6 protein-coding genes and 1 pseudogene are annotated in these 12,135 nt (G+C 38.0%); 4 read left to right on the forward strand and 3 right to left on the reverse strand.

Features of this window, described 5'->3' with window-relative positions; translation table 11 throughout:
- Positions 1-474 precede the first annotated feature (474 nt).
- Positions 475-1,608, reverse strand: a complete 1,134-nt coding sequence (gene recF, locus ACM03V_RS00285; protein ID WP_414618748.1) for a DNA replication/repair protein RecF — start codon at positions 1,606-1,608, stop codon at positions 475-477.
- Between the two features lie 444 nt (positions 1,609-2,052).
- On the reverse strand, positions 2,053-4,917 hold the full coding sequence (locus ACM03V_RS00290; RefSeq protein WP_414618749.1) for a cation-translocating P-type ATPase: 2,865 nt from the start codon (positions 4,915-4,917) through the stop codon (positions 2,053-2,055).
- Between the two features lie 439 nt (positions 4,918-5,356).
- On the opposite strand from ACM03V_RS00290, the gene ACM03V_RS00295 reads away from it, so the two are divergent.
- Both ACM03V_RS00295 and ACM03V_RS00300 read left to right on the forward strand, forming a co-directional pair.
- On the forward strand, positions 5,357-6,517 hold the full coding sequence (locus tag ACM03V_RS00295) for a carboxylate-amine ligase (RefSeq protein ID WP_414618750.1): 1,161 nt from the start codon (positions 5,357-5,359) through the stop codon (positions 6,515-6,517).
- 139 nt (positions 6,518-6,656) lie between these two features.
- A complete protein-coding gene (locus ACM03V_RS00300; RefSeq protein WP_414618751.1) occupies positions 6,657-8,327 on the forward strand; it encodes a transglutaminase domain-containing protein in 1,671 nt (556 codons plus the stop codon).
- Positions 8,328-8,607: 280 nt separating this feature from the next.
- Here the strand turns inward: ACM03V_RS00300 and ACM03V_RS00305 are convergent.
- Positions 8,608-9,643, reverse strand: a pseudogene (locus ACM03V_RS00305) (transposase).
- 488 nt (positions 9,644-10,131) lie between these two features.
- On the opposite strand from ACM03V_RS00305, the gene ACM03V_RS00310 reads away from it, so the two are divergent.
- Together ACM03V_RS00310 and ACM03V_RS00315 are read left to right on the forward strand one after the other, a co-directional pair.
- Complete coding sequence (locus tag ACM03V_RS00310; protein WP_414618752.1) at positions 10,132-11,415, forward strand: hypothetical protein; 1,284 nt, start codon at positions 10,132-10,134, stop codon at positions 11,413-11,415.
- Positions 11,416-11,762: 347 nt separating this feature from the next.
- Positions 11,763-12,107, forward strand: a complete 345-nt coding sequence (locus tag ACM03V_RS00315) for a hypothetical protein (RefSeq protein ID WP_414618753.1) — start codon at positions 11,763-11,765, stop codon at positions 12,105-12,107.
- Positions 12,108-12,135 lie beyond the last annotated feature (28 nt).

Below are 12,135 nucleotides of genomic sequence, written 5' to 3' on the forward strand. Positions count from 1 at the left end.
CTAAATCCCCCTTTTTAAAGGGAGACTTTAACCCCCCTATGAATTGGGGGGAAGGGGGGGATCGAAGCAATAATGAGTTCTATATCGATACTTTTCAAACATCCTCTTAGAGGTGTAAAACTGTTATACCAAAACCTTTCTAGGATGTTTTGCTATTTTCAATTACAGCTACATATATAGGTTAAAAAATTATATCACGCTAAATATAAGAGTAATTACCCTTATTGTTATATAGAGGCAGCTAATTATTTAATTAACAAATTATTGATAGTATGTTAATCAGACTATAGGAATAGATTTAACTAATTCATAGTTTTTTCTAATAAGTGCGCGTTATTATACCATTTTTCATGAAATAAAATTTATTAATTTTTTAAAATTTACATAATTAAATATATTTTTTGATAAATTAAATAGAATTCAGCGAAGAAATAATTTTAAATTTTTAATTCTTTACAATACAAAATCAAAAAATCAAAAAACAGTAGCTTTAGCCGATAGTTTTCCTCCACTAACGGTAAGAATTTGCGAGGAATTTAACCATTGAGAATCGAAAGAACCTAAATGGGTAGTAGTAATGAGAGTTTGAAACCTATCTTGAATAGCATCAAGTAATTGATTTTGACGAGAGGGATCTAATTCAGCTAAAACATCATCGAGTAAAAGTAGTGGTGGTTCTCCGACAACTTCTTCAATTAGCTGTAACTCTGCTAATTTTAACGCTAAAACCAAAGTTCGCTGCTGACCTTGAGAACCGTACTGACGCGCGGGAGTGTCATTAATTATTAATTCGATTTCATCTCGATGCGGCCCCACAAGGGTAGTACCTTGATGCATTTCAGCAACCGTTCGCTGTTTAATTTTATCTAAAAAAGCTTGCTGCACCTCTCCTTGATGAGTTTCTGATAAAGGAATATTAGGAGCGTATTTTATCTGAAGATGTTCTGTAGAACCACTAATATTAGAATGCCATAATTTGGCAATTGGAGTAAGTCTCTGTATCGCACGTTCCCGTCGTCGAATTACCCTGGTACCAGTAATTACTAACTGAGTATCCCACAATGCTAACTGGGATTTTAGAGATTTTTCGTGTAAATTTTCCGAATTACCTTTGAGAAAAGCATTGCGCTGTCGTAACACTTTTTGATATTGGCTCATTATATGAGCGTATACAGGTTCAAGCTGAATCAATAAAGTATCCAGCCATCTGCGGCGATTTTCGGGGCCACCTCGGACTAAATCCAAATCCAAAGAAGAGAATTCCACCGCATTTAATACACCGAGAAAATCCATCTGACGGCGAAGATTTTCACTATTAAGATTAACCGTGCGGCGACCGTTGCTACGTAAAGTTAAAATAAGTTGGCTAACTCCAAATTCTCGTTTCAAGCTAGCACTAACTTGGGCAACAGATTCCTCATCCTTAACCAAATCCTTATCGCGGGAAGTGCGGTGACTTTTTAAAGTTGCGAGTAACTCCACAGCTTCGAGTAAATTAGATTTTCCCTGAGCATTATCACCGACCAAAATAGTTTTTGGAGCCGAAAACTCTACTATTTGTTGTTGATAATTGCGAAAATTTCGGAGACTCAGGGTTTTGAGGAACATGGGGAAAGTTAGGGGTTAGTTCTTAGTGGTTAGTTGTTAGTTGTTAGTTGTTAATGGTTAGGCAATTTTAGATTTTAATAACCGATACGTTTGTACAGGGATTGCGAAATAAATAGTTGATAAATTTTTAAGCCTTCTATGAGTAATATACAGACCTTATTCATAATTAGTACTTAGAAACGCCCATTATAGTGGGTTGCGCTTCTCACTCCCGGTCTACTACTAACAACTTTCACCCAAGGGTGTGGATCATCAACTAAGTAAGTGGGTCAAATTAAATACAAAACCTCACCCTGCCGATCGCTTCCCTCTCCTTAGTAAGGAGAGGGATTGAGAAGCCACTGCGTTGCGGAGGTTTCCGCAGTACGTAGCAAGTGGCGCGGTGAGGTCTTATCTTATATTTAATTACACCTACCTACTTATCAACTATCAACTAACAACTATTTAAACGTTTTTCTTACCAATTATCCGGAAGAAGAGTTTTTCTAATTCAACCCAGACAAACATTAAAGCACTAAAGCCCACGCAAATTCCTAATTCCGGCAAACTGATAATATGCGTACCGAAGAAAGCTCGTAGGGGTGGAACGTATACTAACATTAACTGCAAAATGGTAGTTAAAACAACTGCCGCGAGCAAGTAAGGATTGGAGAAGGGATTTATTTCTATGGTTAATTGGTTGTTGGAACGAATTGCGATCGCGTGTCCCATTTGAGCAATACACAAGGTAGTAAATACCATTGTTTTCCAACGTTCGGGATCGAGTCCGTTTGCACTACCGGCTCCCCCATGAGTATGGTAGTAAGCCCAATTCATCAGAATAATAGTAATGATGGCGAAGATAATTCCGATGCGAATCATGTAGAAACCCAAACCACGAGCAAAAATACTTTCTTTGGGGCTGAAGGGTGGACGCTTCATGACATCGGGTTCCGGAGGTTCAACCGCTAATGCTAAAGCTGGTAAACCGTCAGTTACTAAATTCATCCACAGAATTTGTAGCGGAGTTAAGGGGACTCCTCCCATCGGTAACAAAATCGGTGCTGCGGCGATCGCGATAACTTCACCGATGTTACTACCGAGAATATATTTAATGAAGCGGCGAATATTTGTATATACCACCCTACCTTCTTTAGTAGCAGCAACAATGGTAGCGAAGTTGTCATCTAATAACACCATATCGCTGGCTTCTTTACTAACATCAGTACCCGTAATTCCCATTGCAATACCGATGTCGGCTTGTTTGAGGGCTGGAGCATCGTTAACACCATCGCCAGTCATGGCTACAAATTTATCGCGACGCTGTAAAGCTTGGACGATGCGTAATTTGTGTTCGGGGGAAACTCTTGCGTAGATGCTGACATGATCGACATTTTTTTCTAACTCAGCATCGCTCATCCGCTGCAATTCTTGACCTATCAGCACTTTATCGTCAGAGTTGGCAATACCTAAATCGGTGGCGATCGCCTTGGCTGTAAGTTGATGATCTCCGGTAATCATCACCGGACGAATTCCCGCTTCCCGACATTCATGTACTGCTGCTCTTACTTCCGGACGTGGAGCGTCGAGCATTCCTACCAATCCCAACCATACCAGTTGTTGTTCGTATTGTTCTTCGGAATTTTCTGGTGGTTTTGAGAATATTGGTTTGTAAGCGAAACCTAATACTCGCAAACCTTGACTAGCCATGCGCTCGTTTGCTGCTAATACTTGTTCTCGTTGTTCTTGAGTAAGTTCAACCGCACTATTTCCCGCAAAAATTTGAGTACAGCGTTGCAAAATTAATTCTGGCGAACCTTTGGTAAACATCAAATAATTTTGATTATTCTTTACCAGATTGCTAATTGCGGGGTCAACATCTGGAATAATTGAAACACCAGTATCTATTTGTTCCACCTGACAAATGACGCTCATCCGCTTGCGTTCGGAAGAAAAAGGAAATTCGCCAATTCGGGGTAATTTACTGTTCCACTGGTCTTGTTCGATTCCCCCTTTCCCTGCTAAGGTTACTAAAGCACCTTCGGTAGGGTCGCCAAGAATTATCCAATCACCTTTTTCCTGCTGCAAAACCGCATCATTACAAACAGCACAGGGAACTAATAAAGGTGGAATTTCTGGATAATCTTCTATATCAATATTTTTGCCATCAACTTCAAAATCACCTTGAGGAACGTAACCTTCTCCCGTTACTTTTAATATATTTTGGCTGGTACAAACTGACTGCACCACCATTTTATTCTGAGTCAACGTGCCAGTTTTATCAGAACAAATAGTAGTTACCGAACCCAAAGTTTCCACCGCCGGTAACTTACGAATCAAAGCATTGTGACGAACCATTCGCTGAGTTCCCAAAGCCAAAGTTACCGTAATTACAGCCGGTAAACCTTCCGGAACTACAGCCACAGCCATACTTAGAGAAACTTCCACCAACTCTTGTAAATTCCCACCGCGAAGTAAACCGATAATAATTACCAGCGCTACTAAAGCCAAAGAACCCGAAACCAACACATTACCAAGTTGAGTCATGCGCTGCTGCAACGGTGTATCTTCTGTTTCCACAGCCTGCAACATCTCAGCAATTTTACCCAACTCAGTTTTCATTCCGGTGTGAGTTACCAAAACCTTGGCACGCCCTTGAACAACTTCCGTACCTTGGAAAACTAAATTAATTCTGTCACCCAAACTTGTTTCTTCAGGTAACTTCATTTCTACCCGTTTATTAACAGCTTCCGCTTCTCCGGTAAGCGCCGATTCTCGTATTTGTAAATTAGATTGTTCAACTAAACGTCCGTCTGCTGCCACCTGAACCCCGGCTTCGAGGAGCATAATATCTCCCGGCACTAAATTCTTACCTTCCACATCGAGTAACCTACCATTGCGAATCACCCGCACGTTAGGAGAAGAAAGTTTTTTCAATGCAGCCAAAGCCTTTTCAGCACGGCTTTCTTGCAGATAGCCCAAAATACCGTTAAGAATAACGATCGCCAAAATTGCGATCGTATCTTTGAAAGGAACTTCACCCGGTTTTAAATTACCTGACTGTAAAGCCAGTAAATCCAAAACCCCCGAAACAATGGCCACAGCAATCAGCATCAACAACATAATGTTCTTGAACTGATCCAGCAGAATTTCCCAGTTACCGCGTCCGCCAGACTCAACTAATTCATTTGTACCATATGTTTGCAGTCGCGATTCAACTTCTTGAGACGTTAAGCCAGTATCTGCATTACCAGAAAGCAGTTCTATCGCTTCATCTACTTCTAAGCTATGCCAAACGGCTTCATGTTCGGGCAGAGAATGGGCAGACATTTTGTACGTTAAAGGAAATGGTTACAAGAAACAATCATAGCTAAAGCATTAGTGGGATAACCATTCAATTATCAGTTACCAATTAACAATTATCAGTTATCAAGCAGAAGTTTGATTGATATGCAGGGTTTAAATTACTTATCCATTGATAGTAAGCGTGTTTTAGCAGGTTAGATAGAAAACAAGGAACAGAAATATTACTGGTGCTAGGGAAACAAATTTCTTCCCAAGACTTAACGCTGACTCGATCAATCAAGTTCCGGATAATTGATAATTGAATCCACAGACTGAAGATTTAAGATTATTTTTTGTGTCAAATGTTAGGTAGATGACAATTCCAAACAAATGTTAAAATCCCTGCACAAAATCATCTGTTGTTAAAATCCAAAATCCAAAAGACACGCATCCGTTGTTAAAATCTAAAATCCAAAATTTAATCATGGCTCCTCAAACAGAAGATTTCACTATTGGAGTGGAAGAAGAATATCAAATTCTTAATCCCGAAACGCGGGAATTGACTTCGCGGGTACAGCAAATTTTACCTTTTGCGAAGAAAACAATTGGCGAGAAGGTGCATCCGGAAGTTCAGCTTTCACAAATTGAAATAGATACTCCTGTTTGTCAAACTTTGGCTGATGTGCGTAGGGAATTAGTGCGATTGCGAAAGGGAGTAATTGACGCTGCTGCGAAAGATGGCGATCGCATAGCTGCTTCTGGAACTCATCCGTTTTCCACATGGAAGGAACAGGATGTGACTCCCAAAGAACGCTATCAAAATTTGATCGAAGAATATCAACAGCTAGGAAAAGAACAAATTATTTTTGGCTGTCATGTTCATGTGGGAATTCGCGATCGCAATTTAGCCGTTGAAGTGATGAATCGAGCGCGAGTTTGGCTAGCTCCGATGTTAGCGCTGAGTGCTTCTTCTCCATTTTGGATGGGCACTGATACGGGATACGCTAGCTATCGTACCGAAGTTTGGGGTAGATGGCCGATATCGGGGCCACCGTTAATTTTTGAATCGGTAGATGATTATAAAAAAGTTGTAGAAGCTTTAGTTAAAAGTAAAAGTGTAGAAGAAGAAACTAAGATTTACTGGGATATGCGGCTGTGTGTAAAGTACCCAACGGTAGAGTTTCGTATGGCTGATGTGTGTATGACGGTGGATGAAGCGGTGATGCTAGCCGGACTTACACGCGCTTTAGCCCATACTTGTTACGAACAGGCAAAAAGTGAAAATTCTTACCCGAAAGCCCGTCACGAGCTGATCCGCGCCGCTCACTGGAGGGCTGCACGTTACGGTTTAGATGCCGATTTATTGGATGTGGAAGAACAAAGCGCCGTTCCAGCACAAGAATTAATTAATAAATTTTTAACTTTCGTGCGTCCATCCTTGGAAGAATATGGCGATTGGGATGAAGTTTCCGCGATTGTTAAAGAAATTTTGCAGAAGGGAACGGCAGCATCACGTCAGCGGGAAGTTTATAAGCGTGCGGGCAAATTAGAAGACGTAGTTGATTATATAGTCGAGGAAACAAAGAAGGGAATTAGTGAAGCAGCGCGGTCTTGGGGGTCTCCCTCCCCCATGAGCGACTGCTGAAACCAAAGCGGAATGGGTAATTGGGAATAACAAAGCTTAAAATTCTCCCCATCCCCCCCATCTCTCTAAACATATTGCCAAGTAACAAGTATCGCAATTAATGTAGTACCTGCGAAACCTTTGAGCGATTTGCCTTAATATGACGAGTGTACTTCCCGCTTTGACAGTTAGCCAGATGATTGGGCAAAAAACTATTAGACCGTTTGCTGTTGCTTCTTTATACGGCATCGTATTTAAAAAAGATACATTGATTGCTGTCGATCCAAGACTCGGACATCTACTGCAAATTGACCCCTCAAATGACAATACAAAAATCATAAATTCCCATCAAACTCGAGAATTTATGGATGTTACGGGTCTGGCGCTGTGGGAAGATACCTTATGGGTAACGCGAGATAATAGCGTTTATTCATGTAAGTTAGATTCTTTGGGTTTGGAGCATTTTGCTACTTTACCTTATCCTATTGACGGTGTAGCTGTTTGGGGTTCCACGGTTTATGTTAGCTGTGAAAAACTCGGTAAAATTATTGTCTTCAATCGAAATACGGGTAAAGAAATAGCTAGATTTTACGCTCCTGGTGTGGGAGTGGAAAACTTAGCCGTTACTGAAGAAGCCCTTTTAGTTTGCGATACCGTAGAACAATCAGTTTATTTCCTCGATAGAGCCACAGGTGAAATTCAATTCAGCGTACTCACACCTTTTGAATCCCCAACAGGAATAGCAGTACATACCGATTCTGCGAGCAAAAAACAAAGTATTTACGTATCTTACTCATCCGAAGAACCCTACATCCGAGACAATCCCAACGCAGAACCAAACCACGAACTAACCTATCGCGATCGCGCTTTTGTTCATCCCCTCAATTACCATTTCAATCGGGAAAAACGCACCGCTGTTTCTAATGGTTATTTGCTGGAAATGTCTTACGTAGAACAAATAGACCCTTTAGAAGAGGTATATTTACATAATTTAGAATGGCGTATCGCTCTACCTTCAGAAACCGAACGTCAAAAGGTAATAAAGGTTGAACCAGTTGGTTTACCTTTTACTGAAGAAATAATCGGTGGACAACGAGTAGCCTTATTTAAGTTTGATACTTTAGCTCCTGGAGAGCGTCACCTTTTGGGTTGGAAAGCTATTTTAGAAGTACGTTGCATCAAATATCGTCTTACTCCCCGCGACGTAGAAAATGCTTCTTCACTACCAACAGAATTTATTAATCGTTACTTAATTGATGATGACGACTTAGCAATGGATAGCAATATTGTTCGCGAAGCAGCCATTGAAGCAGTAGGCAATGAAACGAACATATTGCGAAAAATGTACAATATTCGCAATTACGTTTACGACAAATTGTCTTACAGCATTAAACCCCATATCGATACCCCAGATATTGTTTTAGAACGGGGTACTGGTTCATGCGGTGAATACGTAGGTTTATTATTAGCACTGTGTCGTTTAAACGGTATCGCTTGCCGTACAGTAGGGCGCTATAAATGCCCGCCCTATGCAGAGAAAAAAGGTATTCCCTTACAGCCAGACTACAACCATGTTTGGTTAGAATTTTACATTCCCGGCTTCGGTTGGTTGCCAATGGAATCCAACCCCGATGATGTCGGAAGAGACGGCCCCCATCCTACACGCTATTTCATGGGCTTAAGCTGGTTTCATGTAGAAATTGGTAAAGGCATTTCCTTTGAAACATTAAGCTCCGAAGGAAAACGCATCGAAAAAGAACAAGTTTCTATTGGTGAATTAGCAATAAACCACATTCGGTTCACTATTCTCGAAGAATTACAAAGTTTTTAGGGAACGGGGAACAGTTGGGAGTTAGGAATTAGGAGTAGCAAGTAGCAAGTAAAAACCTGTTCATTCTCTACTCGTTACTCGCTACTTGCCGGAATTTCCCCTTGTCTCCCCATCTCCCCATCCCCCCCTCTCTCCCCCTTGCCTTGCTTCATCATCTCTTCACTAAATGAACCAAGTTTTTTGTAATTTGAAAAACATATGCTTGTTTTTTCTTTAATGTCAGGACTTACGCAACTGGCACTCTTCTATGGTGCGCGAAGCGCACCGAGCGCATAAAAAGCTACACAGGAGACATGATAATATCTGGGCGTTTTAGCTGCTCGATTAGATAATTAGATAGTAAGTTATGCTTGATTTTATAAACAGTTTCACCTGTTTTATAAGCTAAGTTTTTAAGTCTAAGCCAGACTAACATTGCACAAGCAATATGATTTCTTTGAAGACGTGCTTTGCGACATTGGCATGATTCAATACCAGTTAACTGCTTTATTTCTCGATGTTAGCGGAGCGTGCCGAAGGCATAACTCCTCTATTTTCCAACGGATTTTACACACCTTTTGTGCAACATCTATGGAACTTTGAGATAAGTCATTAGTCGCGACGTAATCTGTTCTGTCGGTAGAGACAGTAACACAGAAAAGTTTCACCTTTTTATTAGCAGTAAACCCTTTAATTTTTATTATTTTACCACTTTCTAAATCTTCATCACTCCATTTTAAAGATTTAATGTTTTTATATTTTTCTTTCCCAAAACTATCATCAACTAAGCGATTAGCTTTTAATGGACAATAATAAACTTTATCTAAACTATCAATATAAAGCATTAATTTGTTGACTGCATACCATGTATCCATCAAAACTGTCTCAAAAGGCAAATTTCTTTGATATACCAGACTTATGAGCATATTTTTTACATGGTCAATTTTAGTTAAACCATCATTTTCAGGATTGAAAATTCTATAATCTATTACCCAAAATTGTAACGTCTTAGGATTGACATATATGCAATTTACTATTCCAATTCCTTTAACAATGCCATGCTCATTACCACTATATTGTCTTCTAACAATTTCTATTGACTCTGAAAATCTTTTATCTACAACCGTATCATCAAATACAATATAAGCATCTTCATCAAGGACTATTAAATCTTTTACATTATCCCAAAGTAAGCGAGGAGTTAACTTTTCATTTTTTAAATAATAATTAATTTTATCATGACTAATATTTTTCAAATGTTCTGCTAAATTAGTTATAGTGTAGTTAATTTGACTACTAAGTAAGTATTGACAATAATCAAGTTTAGTAAATCTCATTGCTAATCAATTTTTCAATGCACCCTATATCAATTTTCTCATAAAATTTTGAACAACGAAATACATCATTAATTTTGTTACTAATTCTAGTAACAAAATTATGAAACGCATTCTTCTGATTTAATACATACGCACTACTAAATGGCGATCGCACTGTGCCAGTTGCGTAAGTCCTGAATGTATAAAAATATTTTTAAATCGATACATAAATCAGTATTATTGCTCACGATTATTTAGTCGATTAAGGGAAATAATGCGAAGAGAGAATATTTTTTTTTAGAAGTATTTGATCGGAGTTTTCGGATGCAGTTGTCTCAAAAAAAAATAATGCAGAGTGTTTGGTGTTATCTAAAATCAAAAATATTCTTGGTAGCCATATTCTATATATAGAATTACCTTGAGTATTGTCAAACAATCGGTAAAAATTATTTTAAAATATCGAAGCACTTGCTGATATTGCTGAATTTATAGGAAACGGTAATAAAAACGTGACTCTTTCTGTCAACCCCAATCTCTACAAACATGATTCTCCACAACAACAGATATATCAACATCTGTTTGATTTGGTGCAGTTGCATACGCCCTCGGAGACAATTGAATGCTTTCGGAATTTGTTTATTGAAGGTACAAATTACCCTGAAAGAGAAATTTTATCTGCATTAGACGAGATTACAGCATCAAAAAAGTCTGAAAAAGAATTTTATTTTTTTCTAAACCGCTGCTGTCACATTTTAATTAATCGTTGGTATATGCAGCCTCAAAAGCATCACGCTATATATCAACTAATTGCTACTTTTAATAATCCTCCTTCGAGAAACAGAATTATTACTTCTCGTAACAAATCTATTAGAAGCTTACACGAATTAGTAAAAGGTTTTCTTAAAGGCGAGCAATACTCGACATTACAGCGTCTTGCTCAAGTTATAAATAAAACCACAAATTCTTTGGTAGATAATAAAAATCAATCTTTAGTAAGTTTAATTCGCCGATATCCTTACTTACACGAACAATGTTTGCTCAGCGAAGATTCAACTATTGAGCATCAGTGGATAGTAAAACAAATTCAAGCCGAGGTGCAAAAGAAATTTGAAATTGATTTATCTCAATATGTGACTTATCTAGTCAGACTTTCTCAAATAGCCACAAATAGTTCGGAATCTAGAAAAAATAGAATTATACAACCTGTAAATAATCCTACATTATTGAGCGATACTCAAGTAAATCTTGCTTTAAAAAGTTTTGTTGGTAAAGTCGAAGGTGAAAGTAGCTACAGAGATTTAGCGTACAACTTTTTACATTACAGCAGTCAAGCAACTACTTTAAGTGCTTATAAGGACGATTTATACGAATACCTCATATCTGGAATTGACTGGGAATACGGAAAACATCAATTTCATCAGCGGTTATATACTCAATTACAAAATACTTTACCCCAAGCAGATTATCAACAAGTTAATGATTTTTTAATTGTCAGAACTTGCACTCAATTACTTAACTTTTTAATAGTCGAAAGTTCTTCATCACCCCAGCATTTTACTTTTATTGATTTAATTACTAATCAAGGTTCAATTCGCTCCATAGGATTATTATTAAAAATTATTTTAATTTGCCGTAAATCCAAGCCTTATTTAGCCAAACGCTTTGCAATTTTATTCAATCATTATGAATTAGCAACTGCTGGCAGTATTGATTGGTTAGTAGAATCATTGGAAGAATTGAATATCGCTTTAAGCATTCATTTCGGGAACATTGATTTATCTTATTTTAAATAAATTAGTATGGGGAATTGGGCATTGGGAATAGTTAGTAGGTTGGGTTAGACGCGAAAACTAAATTTAACTTGTAACGATAATCTATATTTTTAGTGTCGTAACCCAACATCACCATTGAGATAAACGATATTTGAATGCTGACAATTTAATGTTGGGTTACGGCGCAATGCCAATTTTAACTAGGAAACTAGTTTTTTCATGCGCCTAACCCAACCTACGAGCTACGAGCTATGAACTACAATCTACAAAATTATAATAAATATTTTTCCGTACAATCTAGCAGGTGTTTGTCAGTGAAACTCAAATAAAATAAAGCATAATTAAAAATGAAAAATAGCTAAAACAATATGGGCAGATTGTTAATTAAATTTATCGGGTTAATTCTACTATTAATCGGCATTTACTATTTAGGTCAAAATATTATATTTTCAAGTACTTACTATCAATACTATTATAAAAGCTTGCCAGCAGTTGGTTCCGTTTTAGGAATTATAGGCGGTGTTTTATCACTAGTATTTTTTCCTAGAGAAACTGGTAACTTCGGCTGGATTTTACTCACCATCGGCATAGTGTTAGTTTTCTTAAGTGGAGGAGTTCTTTTAAAACCAACTAGTTTATGGAATTTCTTTATTAGTTTTGGAACGATTTCAGTTGGATATAAGCTATTAAGTCAAGGAAGAATAAATTTTTAATCACAAACTGCTTCCCAATGCCCAATTC

The organism is Calothrix sp. CCY 0018, assembly GCF_963920925.1.
In the GTDB taxonomy this organism is placed as follows: Bacteria; Cyanobacteriota; Cyanobacteriia; order Cyanobacteriales; family Nostocaceae; genus Rivularia.